The 23,547-nt window shown below is 67.0% G+C and carries 23 protein-coding genes; 4 read left to right on the forward strand and 19 right to left on the reverse strand.

The features are described 5' to 3' along the window. Positions 1-2: 2 nt before the first annotated feature. Complete coding sequence (locus ACA097_RS06685) at positions 3-1,106, reverse strand: efflux RND transporter periplasmic adaptor subunit (RefSeq protein ID WP_371369274.1); 1,104 nt, start codon at positions 1,104-1,106, stop codon at positions 3-5. A gap of 95 nt (positions 1,107-1,201) precedes the next feature. Between ACA097_RS06685 and ACA097_RS06690 the strand changes: the two genes are divergently transcribed. After that, complete coding sequence (locus ACA097_RS06690) at positions 1,202-1,834, forward strand: TetR/AcrR family transcriptional regulator (RefSeq protein WP_371369276.1); 633 nt, start codon at positions 1,202-1,204, stop codon at positions 1,832-1,834. A gap of 70 nt (positions 1,835-1,904) precedes the next feature. Here ACA097_RS06690 and ACA097_RS06695 read toward each other — a convergent pair whose 3' ends face one another. The 7 genes from ACA097_RS06695 to ppc all read right to left on the reverse strand — a co-directional run bounded on the left by ACA097_RS06695 (position 1,905) and on the right by ppc (position 9,131). Continuing rightward, positions 1,905-2,690 carry a class I SAM-dependent methyltransferase gene (locus tag ACA097_RS06695; protein ID WP_371369278.1) on the reverse strand — a complete coding sequence of 262 codons (786 nt, stop codon included), beginning with the start codon at positions 2,688-2,690 and terminating at the stop codon, positions 1,905-1,907. A 47-nt stretch (positions 2,691-2,737) separates the two neighbouring features. Further along, positions 2,738-3,565: an isocitrate lyase/phosphoenolpyruvate mutase family protein gene (locus tag ACA097_RS06700; protein ID WP_043249821.1), complete on the reverse strand. Its 828-nt coding sequence runs from the start codon at positions 3,563-3,565 to the stop codon at positions 2,738-2,740. Between the two features lie 60 nt (positions 3,566-3,625). Beyond that, on the reverse strand, positions 3,626-4,483 hold the full coding sequence (locus ACA097_RS06705; RefSeq protein ID WP_371369280.1) for a DUF72 domain-containing protein: 858 nt from the start codon (positions 4,481-4,483) through the stop codon (positions 3,626-3,628). Between the two features lie 3 nt (positions 4,484-4,486). Continuing rightward, positions 4,487-4,837 carry a hypothetical protein gene (locus ACA097_RS06710; RefSeq protein WP_043249816.1) on the reverse strand — a complete coding sequence of 117 codons (351 nt, stop codon included), beginning with the start codon at positions 4,835-4,837 and terminating at the stop codon, positions 4,487-4,489. A gap of 88 nt (positions 4,838-4,925) precedes the next feature. Further along, a complete protein-coding gene (tsaB, locus tag ACA097_RS06715; protein WP_043249814.1) occupies positions 4,926-5,600 on the reverse strand; it encodes a tRNA (adenosine(37)-N6)-threonylcarbamoyltransferase complex dimerization subunit type 1 TsaB in 675 nt (224 codons plus the stop codon). An 87-nt stretch (positions 5,601-5,687) separates the two neighbouring features. Further along, positions 5,688-6,335, reverse strand: a complete 648-nt coding sequence (adk, locus tag ACA097_RS06720) for an adenylate kinase (protein WP_371369283.1) — start codon at positions 6,333-6,335, stop codon at positions 5,688-5,690. A gap of 159 nt (positions 6,336-6,494) precedes the next feature. Beyond that, positions 6,495-9,131 (reverse strand): phosphoenolpyruvate carboxylase, encoded by a 2,637-nt coding sequence (gene ppc, locus ACA097_RS06725; protein ID WP_371369285.1) that lies wholly within the window; start codon positions 9,129-9,131, stop codon positions 6,495-6,497. Positions 9,132-9,324: 193 nt separating this feature from the next. Here ppc and ACA097_RS06730 point away from each other — a divergent pair, with 193 nt between their 5' ends. Next, positions 9,325-9,672, forward strand: coding sequence for a hypothetical protein (locus ACA097_RS06730; protein ID WP_043249808.1), 348 nt, complete (start codon positions 9,325-9,327; stop codon positions 9,670-9,672). A 65-nt stretch (positions 9,673-9,737) separates the two neighbouring features. Here the strand turns inward: ACA097_RS06730 and cadR are convergent, their stop codons facing one another. After that, positions 9,738-10,205 carry a Cd(II)/Pb(II)-responsive transcriptional regulator gene (cadR, locus tag ACA097_RS06735; protein ID WP_371369287.1) on the reverse strand — a complete coding sequence of 156 codons (468 nt, stop codon included), beginning with the start codon at positions 10,203-10,205 and terminating at the stop codon, positions 9,738-9,740. 86 nt (positions 10,206-10,291) lie between these two features. Between cadR and ACA097_RS06740 the strand changes: the two genes are divergently transcribed. After that, a complete protein-coding gene (locus ACA097_RS06740; protein WP_371369289.1) occupies positions 10,292-12,583 on the forward strand; it encodes a heavy metal translocating P-type ATPase in 2,292 nt (763 codons plus the stop codon). Between the two features lie 133 nt (positions 12,584-12,716). Here the strand turns inward: ACA097_RS06740 and ACA097_RS06745 are convergent, their stop codons facing one another. From ACA097_RS06745 to ACA097_RS06775, 7 genes are read right to left on the reverse strand one after another with little or no spacing between them, the layout of a single operon-like run. After that, on the reverse strand, positions 12,717-13,220 hold the full coding sequence (locus ACA097_RS06745) for an O-acetyl-ADP-ribose deacetylase (RefSeq protein WP_160288883.1): 504 nt from the start codon (positions 13,218-13,220) through the stop codon (positions 12,717-12,719). Between the two features lie 55 nt (positions 13,221-13,275). Further along, positions 13,276-13,608, reverse strand: coding sequence for a hypothetical protein (locus tag ACA097_RS06750; RefSeq protein ID WP_043249802.1), 333 nt, complete (start codon positions 13,606-13,608; stop codon positions 13,276-13,278). Continuing rightward, a complete protein-coding gene (locus ACA097_RS06755; protein ID WP_371369291.1) occupies positions 13,605-14,519 on the reverse strand; it encodes an alpha/beta hydrolase in 915 nt (304 codons plus the stop codon). The genes ACA097_RS06750 and ACA097_RS06755 overlap by 4 nt, the downstream gene beginning before the upstream one ends. Continuing rightward, the gene (locus tag ACA097_RS06760) at positions 14,516-15,262 is read right to left on the reverse strand and encodes a TIGR00266 family protein (RefSeq protein WP_371369293.1); all 747 of its coding nucleotides are present in this window, start codon (positions 15,260-15,262) and stop codon (positions 14,516-14,518) included. Before ACA097_RS06760 ends, ACA097_RS06755 begins: the two co-directional genes overlap by 4 nt. Before the next feature lie 46 nt (positions 15,263-15,308). Continuing rightward, a complete protein-coding gene (locus tag ACA097_RS06765) occupies positions 15,309-16,613 on the reverse strand; it encodes a flavohemoglobin expression-modulating QEGLA motif protein (protein ID WP_160286006.1) in 1,305 nt (434 codons plus the stop codon). Next, positions 16,610-17,173 carry a hypothetical protein gene (locus ACA097_RS06770; protein WP_371369295.1) on the reverse strand — a complete coding sequence of 188 codons (564 nt, stop codon included), beginning with the start codon at positions 17,171-17,173 and terminating at the stop codon, positions 16,610-16,612. The genes ACA097_RS06765 and ACA097_RS06770 overlap by 4 nt, the downstream gene beginning before the upstream one ends. Before the next feature lie 58 nt (positions 17,174-17,231). Next, the gene (locus ACA097_RS06775; RefSeq protein WP_043249794.1) at positions 17,232-17,945 is read right to left on the reverse strand and encodes a TetR/AcrR family transcriptional regulator; all 714 of its coding nucleotides are present in this window, start codon (positions 17,943-17,945) and stop codon (positions 17,232-17,234) included. 256 nt (positions 17,946-18,201) lie between these two features. Here ACA097_RS06775 and ACA097_RS06780 point away from each other — a divergent pair, with 256 nt between their 5' ends. Next, entirely contained in the window at positions 18,202-19,218 is a 1,017-nt protein-coding gene (locus ACA097_RS06780; RefSeq protein ID WP_371367040.1) for an IS110 family transposase, read from the forward strand. 469 nt (positions 19,219-19,687) lie between these two features. Here ACA097_RS06780 and lysS read toward each other — a convergent pair whose 3' ends face one another. The 3 genes from lysS to ACA097_RS06795 form a co-directional block, all read right to left on the reverse strand. Beyond that, positions 19,688-21,208: a lysine--tRNA ligase gene (gene lysS, locus ACA097_RS06785; protein ID WP_043249791.1), complete on the reverse strand. Its 1,521-nt coding sequence runs from the start codon at positions 21,206-21,208 to the stop codon at positions 19,688-19,690. 117 nt (positions 21,209-21,325) lie between these two features. Continuing rightward, positions 21,326-22,421, reverse strand: a protein-coding gene (gene prfB / locus ACA097_RS06790) for a peptide chain release factor 2 (RefSeq protein WP_156957993.1) whose coding sequence is annotated in 2 segments (ribosomal slippage) — positions 21,326-22,348 and positions 22,350-22,421 — 1,095 coding nt in all. Because the reading frame shifts where the segments join, the coding sequence is not laid out codon by codon here. A gap of 93 nt (positions 22,422-22,514) precedes the next feature. Further along, positions 22,515-23,480: a diguanylate cyclase gene (locus ACA097_RS06795; RefSeq protein WP_371370488.1), complete on the reverse strand. Its 966-nt coding sequence runs from the start codon at positions 23,478-23,480 to the stop codon at positions 22,515-22,517. Positions 23,481-23,547: the final 67 nt, after the last annotated feature.

The following is a 23,547-nucleotide window of genomic DNA, read 5'->3' on the forward strand; positions in this document are numbered from 1 at the left end:
CGTTACTCCTTCGCCAGCAGCTTGACCGAACGATTGTCCCGGTCCACCGGGCGCACCTGCTGACCTTCGCGCAGCACCTGCACGCCGGCCGCCACCACCCAGTCGTCGGCCTTGAGGCCTTCGAGCACGGGCACGCGGTCCTCGGCGAAGGGTCCTATGCGGATCGGCTGGCGGTGCAGGGTCGAGGTAGCCGGATCGACCACCCAGACGAACGCCTGGCCGCCTTCGGCGCTGACCGCCGCGAGCGGTACGGACAGCGGCACCTGGCCATCGGTCGAGACATAGACACGGGCGCTCTGGCCGATTTCGGCGGACACCTTGGCGTCGTCGAAGGCGACCCGCGCGGCGAAGGTGCGCGACTGCGGGTCGGCGGCCGGCGAAAGCTCGCGGATATGCCCGCTGAAGCGTTTGTCCGGCTGCGACCAGAGCTCGACGCTGACGTTCTCGCCGATGCGGAAGCGCTCGATGGCGTGCTCGGGGAAGCTGATCGCCACTTCGCGGTCGCCATCGGCGGCCAGGGTGAAGACCGTCTGCCCCGCCGCTACAACCTGGCCGACCTCGACGCGACGCGTGGCGATGACGCCGTCCTGCGGGGCGCGCAGCACCGCGTATTCGGCCTGGTTGCGCGCCACGTCGTATTCCGCGCGAATCTGCTTAAGGCGCGCCTCGCCGGCGCGGTAGGTGTTCTCGATGTTGTCGAACTGCGACTGGCTGACCAGCTTGCGCTCCAGCAGCGTCTTGTAGCGCTGGTACTCGGTGCGCACGGTCTGCAGGTTGGCCTCGGCGGCAGCGACCTGGGCGCGGGTGGCCTCCAGTTGCAGGCGTACGTCTTCCGGGTCGAGCTCCGCCAGCGGCTGGTCGCGACGCACCCTTGCACCGCTGTCCACCAGGCGCTTGCTCACCTTGCCGCCGATGCGGAACGCCAGGTCCGGCTCGTAGCGCGCATGCACCTCGCCCGGGTACGCCTCGGTAGCGGCGCGCGCCGGCTGCGGCTGCACGACCATGGCCGGGCGCGCCAGGGGCTTGGGCGGCTCGCTCTGGCTGCAGGCGCTGAGGATGACGGAAAGACTCAGGGGAACGGCGACGGACAGTACATGGCGAAGCATGGTGGTGACCTTTCGCAAAGCAGGTTGGAATTCTTATACTCAGCGGTATAGTAAGAATACAAAACTAACCAGTCCAGTATTTGAATTGTAAAGACATGTCCCAGACCTCTACTCCGAACGGCCCGGGCCGCCCGAAGGACCTGGCCAAGCGCCAGGCGATCCTCGACGCCGCCAAGGAACTGTTCATCAGCAAGGGCTACGACGGCAGCAGCATGGAAGCCATCGCCGCCGAGGCCGGGGTATCCAAGCTCACCGTCTACAACCACTTCACCGACAAGGAGACGCTGTTCTGCGAGGCGGTGCAGGCCAAGTGCGCCGAAACCATGCCCGAGCTGTTCCACGAGCCGCCGGCCAACGCGTCGGTGGGCGTCCTGCTGCTCAGCATCGCTCGTGGTTTCAATCGCCTGATCAACAGCGCCGAAGCCATTGCCCTGTGCCGCCTGATGGTCGCCCAGGGCGGACAGAACCCGCAGTTGTCGCAGCTGTTCTTCGAGGCCGGCCCCTCGCGCGTGCTCGACCAGCTGGAGCGGCTTATCGTCCAGGCGCAGCTCAAGGGCGAAATGCGCGAGGGCGACCCGCGCAACGCCGCCGAGCATTTCCTCATGCTGGCGCAGGGCTGCCTGCACTTCCGCCTGCTGATCGGCTCCGCGGAAAGGCCGGATGCCGAGGAAGCCGAAAAGCACGTGCGCGAGGTGGTGGATATCTTCCTGCGCGCCTATCGGCCCTGAGCGGCCGACGGAGATGGCCATCCCCTGCTGGAGCGAGCTTGCTCGCGAATGACGATGCGCCGGGGCGCGCTCAGGCCTTGAGCGACTTCAGCGGGTAGATGTCGTAGCGGCTCGACTTGCCTTCCAGGCTGTAGCTGGGCTTCGCGCCCTCGATGATCGGCGCCTTGCGCGGGCGCTTGACCACTACGCGGTGGGTAGCGAGCTTGAGGGCCGCCTGGAGCAGCGCCGGGGCATCCATGTCATCGCCCACCAGCGGGCGGAACAGGCGCATTTCCTTCTTCACCAGGGCGCTTTTTTCGCGGTGCGGGAACATCGGGTCGAGGTAGATCACCTGCGGCGCTTCGCCTTCCCAGGCGCTCATCAGCTCGATGGCGTTACCCTGGTGCAATTGCATGCGCGCCGCGATGGGCGCCACTTCCAGATCACGCGCGGCGCGGGCCAAGCCGTCCTCCAGCAGCGCTGCGATCAGCGGCTGGCGCTCGATCAGCTGCATCTCGCAACCCAGCGTGGCGAGCACAAAGGCATCGCGGCCCAAGCCAGCAGTGGCATCGAGGATGTGCGGCCGCACGCCTGGCTGCACGCCTACCGCCTTGGCGATCATCTGCCCGCTGCCGCCGCCGAACTGGCGGCGATGGGCGGCGGCGCCCTCGACGAAATCAACGCGCACCGGCCCGGGCGAATCCGGCCCCAACTGCAGCAGCTGCACCCCGTCGTCACCGACCTGCACGGCGAAGTCCGCGTCGTCCCCTTCGGCGCACGCCAACCCGAGGCGCTGCGCCCACTGTTCGGCAGCTTCGCGCCAGTGCGGCGCGAGGGCCTGGACGATGATGCGGGGGGCGGTGGCGATGTCGCTCATGCGGGTCGATCCGGTGCAAAAGCGCGGATTCTACCGCAGGCCGCCGGCTAGCGCCGGAACAGCTGGTTGATCTGCGCGAAGGGCATGCCCTCCTGCGTGGCCTGCAGACGGCCAGCCGCCAACTCCCGGGCGGCATGGAAGAAGGCGCCGAAGGCCACGCGCGCCAATCCCGAGCCCAGGCTGACACGCCGTACGCCCAGCTCGGCCAACTCATCCAGCGTAAGGCGCAGCGCCGGCGACCCGACCAGCACGTTGACCGGGCGTGGCGCGACGGCACTGACCACCGCGGCAATCTGCTCCCGCGTGGTCAGACCCGGGGCGTAGAGCACATCGGCTCCGGCCTCGGCGAAGGCGACCAGGCGGCGCAGGGTATCGTCGAGATCGTTGCGGCCGTGCAGGTGGTTTTCCGCGCGGGCCGCCAGGGTGAAGGGAAAGCCCAGCGAACGCGCGGCCTGCACGGCGGCTTGCACGCGCTCTACCGCCAGTTCGAAGGGGTAGATGGGCTCGTCCGGGCGCCCCGAGGCATCCTCGATGGAGCCGCCAACCAGACCGATGCTGGCCGCCAGGCGGATGGTCTCGACGCAATCCTGCGGATCATCGCCGTAGCCGTTCTCCAGGTCGGCGGCCACCGGCAGCGGCGTCGCCTCGACGATGTCGCGGGCATTGGCCAGGGCCTCCGCGCGGCTCACCTCGCCTTCGGCGTCACAGCGCCCGAGGCTGAAGGCCAGCCCGGCACTGGTGGTGGCCAGGGCCTCGAAGCCAAGCCCGGCGAGCATCTTCGCCGAGCCGGCGTCCCAGGGATTGGGCAGCACGAGCAGGCTTTCGCGCTGGTGCAGCGCCTGGAACGCCTTGCCGCGTTCGTATTGGCTGGTCATGGCAACGTCCTCGCACGATGTGGACTCAGCAGGTTAGCCCTGTCGCCCACCGCGCGCGAGCTAGAGCAAGCCCAGTTGCTCGACTTCCGGCTTCGGCTCGGCGAGCGGCGGCAGGCCCGGCAGGCGCTCGCCCAGCAGGCGGTGGAAGCGTTGCGCCTGTTCCGCCGCGCGCTGGTTGTCCGGGGTGTGCAGGAAGATGTGCGGGGTCAGGCCCTGCTCGATCCAGGCGGCGACCTTGTCGACCCAGGGCAGCAGCCAGACCTGGTTGGCGTCCAGGTCGGGGCCGCCGATGAAACGCACTTGCGGGCTGTCGCTGAATGCAGCCGGGCGCACCGGAACGCGCGGCTTCTTGGATTGCGCGTGGCGCACGGCCGGGTCGTCCGATTGGCAGGCGAAGAGCGCGCGCGAGTCCAGGCAGATGCGCTCGACGCCACGCTCGTGAAGCAAACGGTTGAGCACCCTCTCCTCCTCGCCCTTGGCGAAGAAGGCCGCATTGCGCACCTCGACGGCGATGCGCCGGCCCGAGAATTGGTCCAGCCAGGCCGCCAGTTCGCCCAGGCGCGTCGGCCCGAAGCTGGCGGGCAGTTGCAGCCACAACGGGCTCAGGCGCGGCCCCAAGGGCGCCAGCAGGTCGAGAAAAGCTTGCGTGGCGTCGAACTGCTCGCGCAGGTCGCCCTCGTGGCTGATGTCGCGCGGGAGCTTGGCGCAGAAGTGGAAGTCTTCGGGCATGGTCTGCGCCCAGCGCGCCAGGGTCTCGGCGCCTGGCCGGGCGTAGAAGGTGGTGTTGCCTTCGACCGCATTGAACGCCTGGCAGTAGAAGCCCAGGGTGTCGTTCGGCGAGGTGTCGGCGGGATAGAAACTGCCGCGCCAGGCCGGCTCGTTCCAGGACGGACAGCCCAGGTAGTACGGCAAGCTCATGGATCAGGCGTAGAGGTCGATGCCCAGGACTTCCGGGCCGTCGTTGGCGGCCAGCGGCAGGCTTGCGGTGCTGCTGTAGCTGGCCAGCGCCTGGGCGGCGCGGCTGTTCAGCGGCATCTGGTAGGTCAGGTTGGCGCCGAAACTGACCGGCAGGCTGTCGCTGCTGGCGTTGCCGGCCTCGACCTTGCGCGCCTGCGCCTGCTGCTCGAAACCCTGGCTGGCGGAAACCGGCTGCGGTTGCTCACGGCGCGCCTCGGCCTCACGCATCACATCGCGATAAGGCGTGACCGCGGTGCCGGGGCGGCTACCGGAGTCAGGCGTTACGGAGTAACTGGAGAGGCCGTCGATACGCATGTTCAGGGCTCAGCGGGTAAGGCTTTCACTCTAGCGAGCAGGCCTTTTCTTGGCAATTGCGGGAAATTCCTTATTGTCGACCCAGGAATCAACTGGCCTTCGGGGTGGCCACATTGTCGCGCAGGTAGACCGGCTGCGCCTGGTCGGCCGGCAGCGCATCGCCGCGCTCCCAGGCGAACAGCGCCAGGTCGAGCAGGTCGTCGGCGTGCGGCAGGAGGCTGGCGTCCTCGCCCTGCACCTGCACTGCCAGGCGCTCGCGATAACCCCAGCCGGTGCCGGCGCCGAACCAGTCGCCAGCGGCGTCGCGCGGCAGCGCCACCTTCTCCGGCGGCAGCACGGCTTCGGCCCCGGCCAGGCGCATCTCGCCCTGCTCCAGGCGGAAGCAGCCCCAGTAGACCTCGTCCATGCGCGCATCGATGGCCGCCGCGACCTGGCCGACGCCATGTTCGCGGTAGGCGCGCTGGGCCAGCACTGCCAGGTCGGAGATCGGCAGCACCGGCTTGTCCAGGGCGAAGGCCAGGCCCTGGACCACGCCGATGGCGATGCGCACGCCGGTGAAGGCGCCCGGACCGCGACCGAAGGCGATGGCGTCGACCTCGGCCAGGGCAATGCCGGCCTCGTCGAGCAGCTCCTGCACCATCGGCAGCAGGCGCTTGGCGTGCAGCCGCGGAATCACCTCGTGGCGGCTGAAACGCCGGCCGGCGTGCAGCAGCGCCACGGAACAGGCTTCGGTGGAGGTATCCAGGGCCAGCAGGGTCGGCATCGGGGTCTTCCGGCAGGAGGAAAAAGGGCGGGCATTATAAACGCCAAAGGCCCGCAAGCGGGCCTTTGGTGCAGATCCGGCGGCGACTCAGCTGAGCGCGGCCAGGACCTTGGAAGTGATCTGCTCCACCGAACCCACGCCTTCGACGCGGCTGTATTTCGGGGTGCCTTGGGCAGCAGCCAGCTTCTGGTAGAAGTCGACCAGCGGCTTGGTCTGGGTGTGGTAGACCGACAGGCGGTGACGCACGGTTTCTTCCTTGTCGTCTTCGCGCTGGATCAGGTCTTCGCCGGTGACGTCGTCCTTGCCGGCAACCTTCGGCGGGTTGTGCTCGACGTGGTAGACACGGCCGGAAGCCGCGTGCACGCGACGGCCAGCGATACGGCTGACGATCTCTTCGTCGTCGACGGCGATCTCGACCACGTGGTCGATGCTCACGCCGGCTTCCTTCATGGCCTCGGCCTGCGGAATGGTGCGCGGGAAGCCGTCGAACAGGAAGCCGTTGGCGCAATCGGACTGGGCGATGCGCTCCTTGACCAGGTTGATGATCAGGTCATCCGAAACCAGGCCGCCGGCATCCATCACGCTCTTGGCCTTCAGGCCCAGCTCGGTGCCGGCCTTGACTGCAGCGCGCAGCATGTCCCCGGTGGAGATCTGCGGAATGCTGAACTTCTCGGTGATGAAACGGGCCTGAGTACCTTTGCCGGCACCGGGCGCCCCGAGCAGAATCACACGCATCGATATGCTCCTTAGTCTTGTTGAAAGCGAAATCCCGGATCTGCCGCTGAGGCCAATCTGAACATGCTTGAAATGGCGCAGGAATGCGCCGAAAGGATGCCCAAGATACACAGCGCGTCCTACACGCACAAGCCACCGCAGAGCGGTGGCGACAGGCCTTCAGCCGGTGTTCCGAAGGCCCGCGGCGATGCCCGCGACTGTCACCAGCATGGCCTGTTCCAGACCGCCGCAGACATCGCCCTGACAGCGTCTGGAGCGGGCCAGAAGCTCGGCCTGAAGCAGGTGCAGCGGATCCAGGTAGATATTGCGCACGGCAATGGATTCGCGGGTCTCGGTAGCCTGTGCGAGCAGGCGTTGTTGACCGGTCAGTCCAAGCACCACGCGCACCGCCTGCGACAATAGGTCGCGTAAATGCGTACCTAAAGGTCGCAGTTCCGATTGCACTAGACGATCGTCGTAGAGTTTGGCGATCTCGCCATCGGCCTTGGCCAGCACCATCTCCAGCATGTCGATGCGCGCGCGGAAGAACGGCCACTGGCTGCGCATGCGCTCCAGCAGCCCGCCCTCGCCGCGCTCGATGGCGTTGAGCAGCGCGCTTTCCCAGCCCAGCCAGGCCGGCAGCATCAGCCGCGTCTGGGTCCAGGCGAAGATCCACGGAATCGCCCGCAGGCTCTCGATGCCGCCTTCGCGACGCTTGGCCGGACGGCTGCCCAGCGGCAGGCGGCCGAGCTCCTGCTCCGGCGTGGCCTCGCGGAAGTAGTCGACGAACTGCGGGGTCTCCCGCACCACCTTGCGATAGGCCGCCAGGGAGTCCTTGGCCAGGCGCTGAATCTCCTCGCGCCAGGCCGGTTCCGGCGCCGGTGGCGGCAGCAGCGTGGCCTCCAGCACGGCGGCCAGGTAGAGGTTGAGGTTCTGCCGGGCGATGCCAGGCAGGCCGAACTTGAAGCGGATCATCTCGCCCTGCTCGGTGGTGCGGAAACGCCCGGCAACCGAGCCCGGCGGCTGCGACAGGATGGCCGCATGGGCCGGGCCGCCGCCGCGCCCGACGGTGCCACCGCGGCCATGGAACAGCAGCAGTTCGACACCATGGCGACGACAGATTTCCACCAGCGACTCCTGCGCGCGGTACTGCGCCCAGGCCGCAGCCAGGGTGCCGGCGTCCTTGGCCGAGTCGGAGTAACCGATCATCACTTCCTGCGGTCCGGCCAGGCCTTCGCGGTAGGCGTCGAGGCCGAGCAGACGGTCGATGCACGGACCCGCGTTGTCCAGGTCGTCGAGGGTTTCGAAGAGTGGCACCACGCGCAGCGGCCGGCGCAACCCGCACTCCTTGAGCAACAGTTGCACCGCCAGCACGTCGGAAGGATGCCCCGCCATCGAGATGACGTAGGAACCCAGCGAAGCCTCTGGCGCAGCGGCCGCCACCCGGCAGGTGGCGAGGACCTCGGCGGTTTCCGCGCTGGCCTGGTAGTCCGCCGGCAGCAGCGGTCGGCGGCTGTTCAGTTCTTCCAGGAGGAATTCCTGGCGCACCGCCTCGTCCCACTCCTCATAGCGTCCCAGGCCGAGGTAGTCGGTGATCTCGCTTAGCGCACGGGCATGCCGCGTGGAGTCCTGGCGAATGTCCAGGCGGGTCAGGAACAGGCCGAAGGTGGCGGCGCGGCGCAGGCTGTCGAGCAGCGCACCGTCGGCGATCACGCCCATGCCGCAGGCGTGCAGCGAGCGATGGCAGAGCTGCAACGGCTCCAGCAGTTCGCGGTTGTCCTGCAGCACCTCTGCCGGTGGCTCCTCGTCGACCGTCAGGGCGCGCTCGGCCCAGGCGCGGGTCGCACGCAGGCGCTCGCGCAGTTGCTTGAGCAGCGCGCGATAGGGTTCGGCGACCTCCCCCACTTCGGCGCGCAACTCCTCGCTCGCCTGCTGCATCGACAGGTCGGCGGCCAGGCTGTCCACATCGCGCAGGTAAAGGTCGGCGGCCATCCAGCGCGCCAACAGCAGCACTTCGCGGGTGATAGCTGCAGTGACATTGGGGTTGCCGTCTCGGTCGCCGCCCATCCAGGAAGCGAAACGCACCGGCGCGGCTTCGAGCGGTAGATGCTGGCCGGTGCAAGCGAAGAGGGTCTCGTCGACCTGACGGAGGAAGTCCGGCACGGCCTGCCACAGTGAATGCTCGATCACCGCGAAGCCCCACTTGGCCTCGTCCACCGGCGTGGGCCGGGTGCGACGGATTTCCTCGGTGTGCCAGGCCTCGGCGACCAGTCGACGCAGGCGCGCATGCACCTGCTGGCGCTCCTCGGGGAGCAGGTCGGCGTGATCCTGGGCGGCCAGTTGCGCGGCGATGGCGTCGTATTTCTGGATCAGCGTGCGCCGCGCCACTTCGGTGGGGTGCGCGGTCAGCACCAACTCGATGTCGAGGTTCGCCAGTTGCGTCGCCAGGGTCGCCGGTTCGATGCCGGACTTGCGCAGCCGCCCCAGCAGCTCGCCGAGCACACGGTCCTCGAAGGCCTCCGGCTCTTTCGCCTGGCGTCGGCGGATACGCTGGTACTGCTCGGCGATGTTGGCCAGGTTGAGGAACTGGTTGAAGGCCCGCGCCACCGGCAGCAGTTCGTCTTCGCCGAGGCCGTCGAGGGTCGCGGTGAGCTGCCGCGCGCCCTCCGCCGAGCCTCGCCGCGCCGACTTGGCGCCCTGGCGGATCAGTTCAATCTTGTCGAGGAAGGCCTGGCCGTACTGCTGGCGGATGGTCTGGCCGAGCAGTTCGCCGAGCAGGTGCACGTCCTCGCGCAGGCGCGCGTCGATCTCCGGCATGGCGGATCTCCTTTAGCGAATCTTCTTACAGTGCCGTCTGGCGACACCGGCTGACAAGCGTGCGACGAACGCCCGCGATCCTCCTCGGACAACGGCTAGGCTGAAACTGATCCCGAACGATTCGGTCGATCTCCCCGGCAGCCCCAGAAGGGCTGTCTTCCACGCCCGCCACGAGCGGGCCCACGAGGTGAACATGAAGATCCGCGATCTGGTACGCCATTGGGAACAAAGCGCCAGGGGGCGCCTCACCAGCCACCGCTACAGTATCCCGCTGGACGTGGAAACCGCCGCGCGCCTGGCCGCGCTGCACGACCTGTATCCCAAGCGCAGCGTCGAGGAACTGCTTGGCGAGCTGGTCGGCTCGGCCCTCGAAGAGCTGGAAGCGAGCTTCCCCTATGTGAAGGGCAACAAGGTGGTCGCCACCGATGAGCAGGGCGACCCGATCTACGAAGACGTCGGCGTGACGCCGCGCTTCCTGCAGCTATCGCGCAAATACCTGCACGAACTGACCGAGCGGGACGAGCAGCCGAGCCATTCCTGAAACGGCTGTTCACTGGGTCCCCGCGTCCGCGGGGATGACGTCCAACGGATGGCGCGGGGGCCCAATCAATGTCGGCCGTGAACCCCGGGCACATGCAGGTGCCCGGCCTCGGCGCAGGACTCCGAAACGACCGAAGGCTCGGCGGGCTGCTCCAGTTCACGGAGGATGCCGCAGGCCTCGCTGCTCCCGGTGCCGCTGCAGCGGGCGCGCAGGTCCTGCAGTTGCTGGCGCAGCGACTGCAGTTCGGCGATGCGCACCTCGACGTGGTGCAGGTGTTCGTCGATCAGCTGGTTGGCGGTGCCGCAGTCGGCCTCCGGGCGGTCGCGCAGGCCGAGGAGGATGCGGATTTCCTCCTGGGTCATGTCCAGCGAGCGGCAATGACGGATGAACGACAGCCGATCGACATGGCTGCTGTCGTAATGGCGGTAATTGCCGCCCGTGCGCGCCGGCTCCGGCAGCAGGCCCTCGCGCTCGTAATAGCGGATGGTCTCCACCGGGCAGCCGGTCAGTTTCGCCAGTTCACCGATCTTCATCGGGCACTCCTGCGGATAGCCGCTTGACTCTGTAGTTGCTACAGGGTGTGCAATCGCCGGCACATCGTCAAATGGGAAGCGACCTGATGACCGACGCCAACAGCCGCCAGAGCGGATGCGGCAGCTGCTGCGGGCACGACCACGAGCCCGTCCACCGCCCCGCCCACACGCATGAGCATGGACACGCTCACAGTCACGATCATGACCACGGTCATGACCATGAACACGCCCGCCACGCGGCGCCCGCGCCGAGCGCTGCCGCGCTCGCGGCCAGCGGCGAACTGCGCTGGAGCAGCCTGCGCATCGAAGCCATGGACTGCCCCACCGAAGAACGCCTGCTGCGCGATGCGCTCGGCAAGGTGCCGGCCGTGGAGCAGCTGGAGTTCAACCTGATGCAGCGCCTGCTCAAGGTGCAGCACCGCTTCGACAGCCTGGAGCCGCTGCAACAGCTGATCGCCTCGCTGGGCATGGAGGCCGAGGCGCTGCAGGAGGGCCAACCGCTCTCCCCCGCCGCTACCCGCCGCAAACCCTGGTGGCCGCTGGCCCTGGCCGGCGCCCTGGCGTTGCTGGCGGAAGTCCTCGAATGGTTCGCCATCGGGCCGCACTGGCTGGTCGCCGTGCCGGCCATCGCGGCCATCTTCGGCGCCGGCCTGCCGACCTATCGCAAGGGCTGGATCGCCCTGAAGAACCGTGACCTGAACATCAACGCCCTGATGAGCATTGCCGTCACCGGCGCCATGCTCATCGGCCAATGGCCGGAAGCGGCGATGGTCGCGGTGCTCTTCGCCATCGCCGAACTGATCGAGGCGCGCTCCCTGGAACGTGCGCGCAACGCCATCCGCGGCCTGCTGCAACTCGCGCCGGAGCAAGCCACCGTGTTGCAAGACGGCGAATGGCGCGAGGTCGCGGTGAAGTCGGTCGCCATCGATGTCCGCGTTCGCGTACGGCCCGGCGAGCGCATCGCCCTGGACGGCGAAGTGCTCGAAGGCCGCTCCAGCGTCAACCAGGCGCCGATCACCGGCGAGAGCCTGCCGGTGGAAAAACAGGCCGGCGACACCCTCTTCGCCGGCAGCATCAACGGCGAAGGCGCCCTGGAATACCGCGTCACGCGCGGCGCCGACGACAGCACCCTGGCGCGGATCATCCATGCGGTGGAAGAAGCCCAGGGCTCGCGCGCCCCTACCCAGCGCTTCGTCGACCAGTTCGCCCGCGTCTATACCCCGGTGGTGATCCTCATCGCCATCGCCACGGCGCTGATCCCGCCGCTGGCCGTCGGCGCCGCCTGGCTCGACTGGGTCTACCGCGCCCTGGTGTTGCTGGTCATCGCCTGCCCGTGTGCCCTGGTGATTTCCACGCCGGTAACCATCGTCAGCGGCCTGTCGGCGGCGGCGCGCAGCGGCATCCTGATCAAGGGCGGGGTCTTCCTCGAACTCGGCCGCAAGCTGCAATGGCTGGCCCTGGACAAGACCGGCACCCTCACCGAGGGTCGTCCGCGGCAGACCGACTTCCAGGCCCTGCGCGGTGACGCCGAGCGCGGCCGCGTGCTGGCTGCCAGCCTGGCGGCGCGCTCCGACCACCCGGTCTCTCAGGCAGTCGCCCGTGCGGCCGAAACCGACAACCTCTCGTTGTACGCGGTGAGCGCCCTGGAAGCCATCGCCGGGCGCGGCGTGAAAGGCGAGATCGACGGCCGCCTCTACCACCTGGGCAACCATCGCCTGGTGGAGGAACTGGGCCTGTGCTCGACGGAGCTGGAAGCCCGCCTCGACGCCCTCGAACAGCAAGGCAAGACCGTCATCGTCCTGCTCGACAGCGAAGGCCCGCTGGCGCTGTTCGCCGTCGCCGATGCGGTGAAGGAAACCAGCCGCGAAGCCATCGGCGAGCTGCATCGCCTGGGCGTGAAGACGCTGATGCTGACCGGCGACAACCCGCACACCGCCGCAGCCATCGCCAACCAGGTAGGTATCGACCAGGCGCGCGGCAACCTGCTGCCGGAGGACAAGCTGGCCGAAGTGACGCTGCACCAGGCCGATGGTGCTCGCGTGGGCATGGTCGGCGACGGCATCAACGACGCTCCTGCCCTGGCCCGCGCCGACATCGGCTTCGCCATGGGCGCGGCCGGCACCGACACGGCCATCGAAACCGCCGGCGTGGCGCTGATGGACGACGACCTGCGCAAGCTGCCGCAGTTCATCCGCCTGTCGCACCGCACCCATGCCGTGCTGGTGCAGAACATCGCCCTGGCGCTGGGTATCAAAGCGGTCTTCCTGGTCCTCACCCTGGCCGGCATGGGCACCCTGTGGATGGCGGTGTTCGCCGACATGGGCGCCAGCCTGCTGGTGGTGTTCAACGGGCTGCGGTTGTTGCGGCAGAAGGTCTGAGCGCCTTTCGGCGCATAACCGCCTCGCGGTTATGCGCCTTACTCCGCTTCTCTCCGTCGTTCCCGCGAACGCGGGAATCCAGCTAATAGCGTCTTTTGGGCCCCCGCGTTCGCGGGGGTGACGTGTCTGAGCCCTACGCCAGCAATCGGCGGTAAAGGTCGGCCATATCGCGGGCAAAGGGCACCAGCAGCAGGCGCTCCAGGCTGCTGCCGGCTGCGCGCGGGCGGCGCATCTCGAGGATGGCGATGGTCGCCGCCGCATCATGGGGATATCCGTAGATGCCGCAACTGATCGCCGGGAAGGCGACGCTGCGCAGGCCATGCTGCTCGGCCAACGCCAGGCTGTTGCGGTAGCAGGCGGCCAGGAGTTCCGCTTCGCCGTAGTCACCACCGCGCCAGACCGGCCCGACGGTGTGGATAACGTGCGTAGCCGGCAGGCGGAAGCCGGGGGTGATGCGCGCTTCGCCGGTCGGGCAGCCGCCCAGCGGGCGGCAATGGGCTACCAGTTCGGGCCCGGCGGCGCGGTGGATGGCGCCATCGACGCCGCCGCCACCGAGCAGCGAGCTGTTCGCCGCGTTGACGATGGCATCGACCCGCAGCGTGGTGATGTCGCCCTGCCAGACCTCGATTTCGGGAATGTTCATACCGATGCCCTCCGCGAGGTATTCATCCTACCCCCGGACGGCTCGGGCTTCAGCGCACCTGCTGCGGGGTTTCCTGGCCGGCGCAGCGCACCGCGTGCTTCTTGTTGTCCACCAGCACGCCGGAGAGGCCTTTCTGGGTCATGTCGAACAGCACCAGCACGCCGTCGATGCACTGCGCGACCTGGTTGGCCGGCTCCAGCGACAGCTTCACGTCTTCCCCGGGAACGCTCTTGAGCATGGTGAAGTCGGCCAGCAGCAGGGCGTCCTCTTCCTTGGCGAAGTGCAGGTAGCCATAGGCCCAGAGCACGCCGACGCTGACGATGATGGTGCCGATCGAGGTGAGGATGTACGGGATCATGTTGCGGTCGGTGCTGGTAGTCATTTTTCGCCCTGGGACTTGGCCGGCTGCGCCGGCGTATCGGTATTGGGGACTTCGGCCAGGCGGCGCAGGCCGCTGAGGTGCTGCGGGTCGTCGAGGAAGCGCAGCATCACTTCGCGGAAGGTCGGTTCGCCGAAGGTTTCCACGTGGCGGCCACGGGTCAGTTGGAAGACTTTCGGCGGCCGCGCTGCCTTGTACAGGCTCAGGCCGTTGTCGAGGGGCACGATGGTATCGTCGATGCTGTGAAAGAACAGCACGGGTGCGCCAGTTAGTCGCGGCATGGCGCGGACCGCGCTGTCGCCGTCGGGCACCGCCCAGGACAGCGGCACCTGCAGCGGCCAGGTCAGCCAGGCGCCGGCGAGCATGTACCGGGCCACGTCGCGGTAGCTGGCCGGCACGCCGTCGAGGACTATCGCCTTGAGTTGGGCGACGCGCTGCGGATGCTCGGCCAGGTAGTGCACGCCCATGGCCCCGCCCAGGCTCTGGCCGAGCAGGATCAGCGGCTTGCCCTGTGCTTCCGGGGCCTTGTCCAGCCAGGCGAAGGCGGCATCGATGTCCTTGTAGACCTCAGGCAGGCTCGGTGCGCCGGTGGAGTGGCCATAGCCGCGGTAATCGAGCATCAGCACCTGGTAGCCCTGCTCCGGCAGCCAGAAGGTGCCGCCCAGGTGCCAGGCCATGTTGCCGCCGTTGCCGTGCAGGTGCAGCACCGTTCCCTTGACCGGCACCCCGGGCTTGGCCGGCAGCCACCAGCCGGCGAGCTTCTCGCCGTCGGCGGTGGTGATGGTGACGTCGCGGTATTCCAGCTTGGCTTTCGCCGGGGTGATGGCGACGTCCGGGCTGGGATAGAACAGCAGCGAGCTGCAACCGGCCAGGCTGGCCAGCAGGGCGAAGAGAGCGAGACGCAGGCGCTTCATTCGTTGTCGGTCCCCGCCTCGCCCCGAGCATGCTGGGTGGCCTCGCAAATGCGCTGGGCCATGCGCGAGAACGGCAGGCTCTGCAGCCACACGGTGCCGCTGCCGCTCAGGGTGGTCAGCAACAGCCCCTCGCCACCGAACAGCATGCTGCGCAGGCCGCCCGCCAGCTGCACGTCGTAGTCGATGCCCTCGGTGAAGGCCACCAGGCAGCCCGTATCGACGCGCAGCGTCTCGTTGTGCAGCTCGCGGCGGATCAAGGTGCCGCCGGCATGCACGAAAACCAGGCCGTCTCCTTCCAGTTTCTGCAGGATGAAACCCTCTCCCCCGAAGAAGCCGGCGCCCATGCGCTTGGTGAAAGCGATGCCGATCCGCGTGCCGTAGGCCGCGCAGAGGAAGGAGTCCTTCTGGCAGATCAGCCGGCCGCCGATCTCGCCCAGTTGCACCGGCACCACGCTGCCCGGATAGGGTGCGGCGAAGGCCACCTGCTGCTTGCCCTCGCCTTCGTTGGTGAAGTGGGTCATGAACACCGATTCGCCGGTCAGCTTGCGCTTGCCGGCACTCCACAGCTTGCCCAGCAGGCTGCCGTCGGAGCCGTCGCCCATGCGCACGGCGAAGCGGATGCCGCCGGTCATGTAGTTCAGCGTGCCGGCTTCGGCGATCACGGTCTCCCCGGGGTCCAGTTCGATCTCCACGGTCTGCATGAAGTCGCCGAGGATGCGGTAGTCGATGGCATGGCTGGTCATGGCGCGCTCCTTGCCGCCCGGGCAGGTGCCACGCGGGCGGCGCGGCTCAGAGGATGTTTGCGTAGTCCGCTTCGATGCGGTCCAGGCTCAGGTGGTTGAGGAAGTTGGAGAAGCACATCCAGGCCGAGAGCGCGTTGAGGTCGCGGAACTGCGGCGGCAGGTACTTCGGCGGCACCACCAGGCCTTCGTCCACCAGCTGGCGCAGGGTGCGCATGTCTTCCAGGGTGGCCTTGCCGCAGAACAGCAGCGGGATCTGCTCGAGCTTGCCCTGGCGCACGGCGAGCTGGATGTAGTTGTAGATGAGGATGAAACCCTTCAGGTACGACAGGTCCTTGGTGAACGGCAGCCCATTCGGCGTCGAGCCGCGGAACACCCGGCTGGCGTTCTGGTAGCTGCTTTCCGCCTCGTAGCCCTGCTCGCGGTAGAAGTGGTAGACCTCGAGGAAGTCGGCGCCGTCCTCGGCCATGTGGATGGCGCGGGTGCGGTTGGTCAGCTTGCGCAGGCGCGTCGGGTAGGAGGCGAAGGCGATCACTTCCATGAGGATCGCCAGGCCTTCCTGGGTCACCGTGGACGACGGCGGGCCCTTGGAGAGGAAGGTGCAGATCGGCTGGTTGAGGCCGTTGAGCGTGGTACCGACGTGCACCAGGCCCTCGTGGACTTCCAGGGCGCGCACATCACGCTCGTTGAACAGCGCGTCGGCGCGCACCTTGATGTAGTCGGCGCCGGCCGCGGCGTCCGCCACTATGCCGTCCGACTCGAACACGCGGATGGTGTTCTCCGCCTCGCCGAACACCGCGTTCAGGCGCTGCTGGAGCATCTCCACCACCTGGCCGGCGTTGAGCGTCTTGGGCTCGTCCTTGAGGTCGCCGCGATGGGCGATGTTGTTCAGGTAGTCCGAGAGCATCAGGCCGAGGTCGGCCAGGGTCGGGTCACCGGCGTGGAAGGCATCGGAGGCCGAGCCGTAGAGCTCCTGGGAGATCAGGCCGAAGTCCTGGGTGCCGCGCGCTTCGAGCATTCGGATGACCATGCGGTACTCGCGGCACATGCGCCGCATGATCTGGCCCACCGGGTTGAACTGGCCGAGCTGGCGCGTGATGTCGCGCTCCAGCACCTGGAACTCCTGCTTCTTGGCCGCGGAATCGAAAGCCAGCGGGCGGCTGTCGTAGTAGCTGCGATCGATCTTGGGCGCATGCTTGCCGCGGCCCTTGAGGAAGTCCTGACGGATCGAGTCGTCCCACTTGATCGCGTCGAGCACGCGGATCGGCGTCTGCGCCTCCACCAGGCGGTCGGAGAGGCCGCGGATGATCTGCTGGTACTCGCTGGGTGTGCTCTTCTTGCGCCGCGTATTCATTGGCGTTCTCCCTGGGGGACTCGCTGGAAGCGTAGCGCTTCGCCGAAGGCATCGGCGTTGGCCGGGTCGTCGAGGAAGGCGTAGACGTTCTCCAGGGGGCTTGCGATCAATGCGCCGGCGCCTTGCTGGCTGTCCACCTTCTGGCCCTGCAGCTGGCCCTTGTCGATGGCTTGCAGCACGGCCTCGACGTCCACCGAATAGACCACCAGCTCGTCCTTGTCGGTGATCTCGAAGCCGCCCAGCACGTAGTTGCCGCCTTCGCTCTTGGGCAGGCTGGCCGAGAAGTACCAGCGCTGGCCATGGTGGGCGACGGTGAAGGGCAGGTCCTCGGCGCTGTCGGTGTTGCCGTTGTTGCCGTAGTAGCTGAAGGCGCGGTAGAGGCCGTCGCTGGTGCGGCTGACCTCGAGGATCTGCTCCTCGCCGTATTCGTCGATCCGCGACCACTGGCCGAGCAGCGAGGCTGGCGCGGCGTCCTTCGCCGGTATCGGGTCCTTGAAGGTCACCAGGCAGCCACTGAGCAGAACAACGCTCAACAGCAGCAGGGCGCGCCAGGCTTTCATCGGAATCTCCTCAGGGGCCGCGGGCGGCACGCCGGATGGTGTGGGACGCGGGCGGGCCTCAGAGGCCCAGCACCAGGTACAGGTATCGGGTCAGGATGGCGCGCATTTCCACCGTATCCAGGTGCTCCACGCCGTCGAGAAGGCCCTGATACTCCATCTGCAGAATGATGGCCGTCAACACCTTGGCGTCCTGCTCCGGCTCCCGCGAACCGAGCACCTGGAAGAAGTGCACGACACCCAGGGAAAGGATGCGCCTGTGGCTCTGCGCCAGCTCTTCCAGGCGCGGATTGAGCAGCGCTTCCTGGCGGAACGCGTGCTCGGCGAGCAGGTGCTCGCGGCGCTCGGTGAGCTGCACGCGTACGTACTGGATGGCCAGCTCGGCGATGGTGTCGGCGAGTTCGCGGCGCGAATCCGGGCTGCCCGACAGGCGCGCCACCATGGACTGCAGGTCGCCTTCGACGCTGGCCCAGAAGTCCGACATCGCCTCGGCGCTGCGTTCGACGAAGAGCGCGAAGGTGTCGGTGAGCAGGTCCTGGATGTCCTTGAAGTAGTAGGTGGTGGCCGACAGCGGCACGCCGGCCTCGGCCGCCACGGCGCGGTGGCGCACGGCGCGCACGCCGTCGCGGATGATGATGCGCATGGCGGCGTCGAGAATCGCCTGGCGGCGCTGCTCGCTGCCCTGCCGACTGGCCTTGCGACCCTGGTACTGGACACTCTCGGCCACCGCGCTGGCGGCCTGGGCGGCACTGTCACTCTGGGACACTGGGGACACGGGTTTTCCTCCGCTCGCGGGCGATGGCGCATTGTTCGGGCTTTTCCCCGGCGAATCAATCGGCGGCGTCTGCCGCCGGGTGGGCATCTTTGGGCCGCGCATCGCGGATAAGGTTCGCCGGGGCCAGGAGCGAGCTTGCTCGCGAACCGCACGGCACGAATGCCGACCCTGTAGGGCAATGAAATGGACTCCTCCCTCCTACGGCGTCAAGCGCCAGACTGATGGTGTAGCCACAAGTCCCGGAGGGGGAGTCAGCATGAACATTAGTCGCGTTGGTCTGGATCTGGCAAAGCAGGTATTCCAGGTACATGGCGTCGATAGCCACGAGCGCGTGGTGTGCCGCCGGCAGCTCAAGCGGGCGCAGATGCTGGATTTCTTTCGCCAGCTGGCACCCTGCCTGGTAGCGATGGAGGCCTGCGGCAGTGCGCACTATTGGGCGCGAGAGCTGCAGGGGCTGGGGCATGAGGTTCGCTTGATCGCACCGCAGTTCGTCAAACCTTACGTCAAGGGTGACAAACACGATGCCCACGATGCCGAAGCGATCTGCGAGGCGGCCAGCCGTCCGAGCATGCGCTTTGTGCCGGTGAAGAGTGCGCAGCAGCAGGCCGGGCAGTCCGTGCATCGCATTCGCAGCCGTCTGGTCCGGGCCCGTACGGCACTGTGCAACGAAATTCGCGGCTTGCTCGGCGAATTTGGCCTGATCGCCAGCCGACGCGGGCGCGCGGCGACCGTCGAACTGCTCGAGACGGTCACCGCTGCCGAGCCGGTGCCCTTGCCGGCGCCAATGGGCGAGTTGTTGAGCGATTTGAAAGAGGAGTTGCAGGCGCTGGATGCCCGCATCGAACGACTGGAGCGAGTGATCAAGCGCAGTGCGCGCGAGGATGCGCGCATCCAGCGCCTGCTGGCCGTGGAAGGCATCGGCCCGCTCACCGCCAGCGCGGTGGTGGCAGCGGTCGGCGATGCCCGGCAATTCCGCACGGCGCGTCAGTTCGCCGCCTGGCTGGGCCTGGTGCCACGGCAACACTCCACGGGCGGGCAACAGCGCCTGGGCGGGATCACCAAGCGTGGCGATACCTACCTGCGCACCTTGTTCACCCATGGCTCCCGCTCGGTCGTACGCTGTTGCGCCAACAAGACCGATGCTCGCAGTCGCTGGCTGCAAGGCCTGTTGCAACGATGCAATGCCAACGCCGTCGCCGTTGCCCTGGCCAACAAGAATGCCCGGATCGTCTGGGCCCTGCTCAGTCGGGAAACCACCTACCAACCCGCCTGAGCGTTACCGGCAACACCGCTGTAGAAACGCTCCACCACGATTGCACAGTGAATGGCATTGATGACGAACCGGTCGAACCGGCCTGTATGAAACCTGGGTTATCCGCGGGCTCCCTGCTGCCGTGAAGCAAAGCCGTTAGGGCGATCAGACATACAGGCGCGCATTTCATCAGGGCTCGGGAGCTGCCACACCGCTCCATGAAGCCGGATATACGGACGCAGTCGTACCTAGGTTCGAAATCCCCGCCAAACACTGGCAAACCGGGAGGAGTCCATATACGAATAACCCCGAAGGGGTTATCCGCCATTCTCGTACCGGGCTGCGGCGCATAACCGCGAACGCGGTTATGCGCCCGGGTGGAAATGGCGCGGGGATTCTCGCGGATGAATCCGCTCCTACAGGGTATTGGCTGCTTCTCGCGGGCATGAAAAAGCCGCCCGAAGGCGGCTTCTTGAACAGCTTCCGGCGCTTACGCCTGCGGGCGCATGTGCGGGAAGAGGATCACGTCGCGGATCGACGGCGAGTTGGTCAGCAGCATCACCAGGCGGTCGATGCCGATGCCTTCGCCGGCGGTCGGCGGCATGCCGTATTCCAGCGCATTGACGAAGTCGGCGTCGTAGTGCATCGCCTCGTCGTCACCGGCGTCCTTCTCCTTGACCTGCAGCATGAAGCGCTCGGCCTGGTCTTCGGCGTCGTTCAGCTCGGAGTAGGCGTTGGCGATCTCGCGGCCACCGATGAACAGCTCGAAGCGGTCGGTGACGCTCGGGTCGTTGTCGTTGCGGCGGGCCAGCGGGGAGACTTCGAACGGGTACTGGGTGATGAAGTGCGGCTGTTCCAGCTTGCTCTCCACCAGCTCCTCGAAAATCATCACCTGCAGCTTGCCCAGGCCTTCGTGGCCGAGGACCTTGGCGCCGGCCTTCTTGGCGATGGCGCGGGCCTTCTCGACGTCGTTCAGGTCAGCCGCGGTGATGTCCGGGTTGTACTTGAGGATGGCGTCGAACACCGACAGGCGGGCGAACGGCTCGCCAAAGTGGAAGACCTTGTCGCCGTAGGGCACGTCGGTGCTGCCGAGCACAGCCTGGGCCAGCTCGCGGAACAGCTCCTCGGTCAGGTCCATGTTGTCTTCGTAGTCGGCGTAGGCCTGGTAGAACTCGAGCATGGTGAACTCGGGGTTGTGCCGGGTCGAAACGCCTTCGTTACGGAAGTTGCGGTTGATCTCGAAGACCTTCTCGAAACCGCCGACCACCAGGCGCTTGAGGTACAGCTCCGGCGCGATGCGCAGGAACATGGCCATGTCCAGCGCGTTGTGGTGGGTTTCGAAGGGCTTGGCCGCGGCGCCGCCGGGGATGGTCTGCAGCATCGGGGTTTCCACTTCGAGGAAACCGCGGTCGCTGAGGAAGCGGCGGATGTGCGCGATGACCTGGGAGCGCACGCGGAAGGTGTTGCGGGTTTCCTCGTTGACGATCAGGTCGACGTAGCGCTGGCGGTAGCGCTGCTCTGTGTCGGTCAGGCCATGGTGCTTGTCCGGCAGCGGGCGCAGCGACTTGGTCAGCAGACGCACGTTGGTCATGTCGACGTACAGGTCGCCCTTGCCCGAGCGGGCCAGCACGCCTTCGGCGCCGATGATGTCGCCCAGGTCCCAGGTCTTGATCTCGGCCAGGGTCTCTTCCGGCAGGGTCTTGCGGTTGACGTAGACCTGCAGGCGGTCGCTGCTGTCCTGCAGGACGATGAAGGAACCGCGGTTGAGCATGATGCGACCGGCGACCTTGACCGGGATGGCTGCGGCTTCCAGCTCTTCCTTGGTCTTGTCGGCGTACTGTTTCTGCAGGTCCGCGAAATAGGCGTCGCGGCGGAAGTCATTGGGGAAGGCGATGGCCTTGGCCTCGCGCACGGCGGCAAGCTTTTCCTTGCGCTGCGCGATCAGCTTGTTTTCTTCCTGTTGCCCATCGTCTTGAACAGAAGCGTGCTGGTCGAGTTGTTGGTCGCTCATGGTCGTTCTATCTGCCTGGCGTCAAATCAAATGAAGGGATACGTGTAGGAGCGAGCTTGCTCGCGAAGCTCTTCGACAGGTTCGCGAGCAAGCTCGCTCCTACAATGGGGCTCCGCGTCAGAGCCCTTGTTTCAGGCTGGCTTCCAGATATTCATCCAGATCGCCGTCGAGCACCTTGTCGCAGTCGCTGCGCTCGACGCCGGTGCGCAGATCCTTGATCCGCGACTGGTCGAGTACGTAGGAGCGGATCTGGTGACCCCAGCCGATGTCGGACTTGGAGTCCTCCAGGGCCTGCGAGGCGGCGTTGCGCTTCTGCATTTCCAGTTCGTACAACTTGGCCCGCAGCATCTTCATGGCGGTGTCCTTGTTGGCGTGCTGGGAGCGTTCGTTCTGGCAGGCCACCACGGTGTTGGTCGGCACGTGGGTGATACGCACCGCGGAGTCGGTGGTGTTCACGTGCTGACCGCCCGCACCGGAGGAGCGGTAGGTGTCGATGCGCAGGTCGGCCGGGTTGATCTCGATCTCGATGTTGTCGTCGATTTCCGGCGAGGCGAACACCGCGGTGAACGAGGTGTGGCGACGGTTGCCGGAGTCGAACGGACTCTTGCGCACCAGGCGGTGCACGCCGATCTCGGTGCGCAGCCAGCCGAAGGCGTACTCGCCCTTGATGTGCACGGTGGCGCCCTTGATGCCGGCGACTTCGCCCTCGGAGAGCTCGACGATCTCGGCGTCGAAGCCGTGCTTGTCGGCCCAGCGCAGGTACATGCGCAGCAGCATGTTGGCCCAGTCCTGGGCCTCGGTGCCGCCGGAGCCGGCCTGGATGTCCAGGTAGGCGTTGTTGGGGTCCATCTCGCCGCTGAACATGCGGCGGAATTCCAGCTTCTCGAGGATCTCGCGCAGGCGCTCGACTTCGGTGGCGACGTCGTTCACGGCGCCTTCGTCGTTCTCTTCGACAGCCATGTCCAGCAGGTCGCGGGAATCGGCCAGACCGCCGGTGAGCTCGTCGAGGGTCTCGACGATCTGCGCCAGGCTGGCGCGCTCGCGGCCCAGGTTCTGGGCGTATTCCGGGTTGTTCCAGACGTTCGGGTCTTCGAGCTCGCGGTTTACTTCGACCAGGCGATCATGTTTCAGATCGTAGTCAAAGATACCCCCGAATAGACTGGGTGCGTTCGGAGAGGTCCTTGATGCTGTTGACGATCGGGTTGATTTCCATGGCGGGCAGCACTCACGGTTCTATAGGCGTGGAAAAACCCGGAAGTATACCCGAGAACGCCTACCGTGAGCTGCCCTGTGTCAGACGGATGGCCTAGCCCGCCGCCTGCACCACCCCGACCTGGTTACGCCCGCCGTGCTTGGCGTTGTAGAGCGCGCGGTCGGCCTGCTCGATCAGGTCCAGGCAGCTCTGCCCGGGCTGTGGCGTCAGGGTCGCGACGCCCAGGCTGATGGTCAGCGAGGCGCCCGGCGCCGGCACTTCGTGGGCGATTCCTATGGCCTGTACTGTCAGGCGCAGCTTTTCCGCCAGCAGGCGCGCGCCGCCCGGCGAGGTGCCCGGCAGGATGATGGCGAACTCCTCGCCGCCGTAGCGCGCCGGCAGATCGGAGGAGCGGCTGCAGCTCTCGCGCAGCGCGCCGGCCACCTGGCGCAGCGCCTCGTCGCCGGCGACGTGGCCGAAGGTGTCGTTGTAGTCCTTGAAGTGATCGACATCGATCAGCAGCAGCGACAACTGGCTCTGCTCCCGAAGCGCGCGGCGCCATTCCATTTCCAGGTATTCGTCGAAGTGCCGGCGGTTGGACAGCCCGGTGAGGCCGTCGGAGTTCATCAGGCGCTGCAGCACCAGGTTGGTTTCCAGCAGCTTCTGCTGGCTCTCGCGCAGAGCGCGGTAGGCCTCGTCGCGCTGTTGCAGGGCGAGGAACGAGCGCGAGTGGTAGCGTACCCGCGCCACCAGCTCGATGGCGTCGGGCAGCTTGACCAGGTAGTCGTTGGCGCCGACGGCGAAGGCCGCGCTCTTCACCTGGGCCTCTTCCTTGGTCGACAGGACGATGATCGGGATGTCGCGGGTGGCCGGGTGCTCGCGATAGCGGCGCACCAGCTCGAGGCCGTCGCAGTCGGGCATCACCAGGTCCTGCAAGATCACCGTCGGGCGGATCTGCAGGGCCAGCTCGACAGCCTGGGCGGGGTCGGAGCAGAAGTGGAAGTCGATGCTCGGGTCCTCGGCCAGCGCGCGGCGCACCGCCTCGCCGATCATGGCCTGGTCATCGACCAGCAACACCATGGCCTTCGAATCGTCGGGATTGTTCACGGGGTATTCGCTCTCGCTTGAATTCGTCACTGATACGGGC

Source organism: Pseudomonas sp. QL9, from assembly GCF_041409665.1.
Lineage (GTDB): Bacteria > Pseudomonadota > Gammaproteobacteria > Pseudomonadales > Pseudomonadaceae > Pseudomonas > Pseudomonas knackmussii.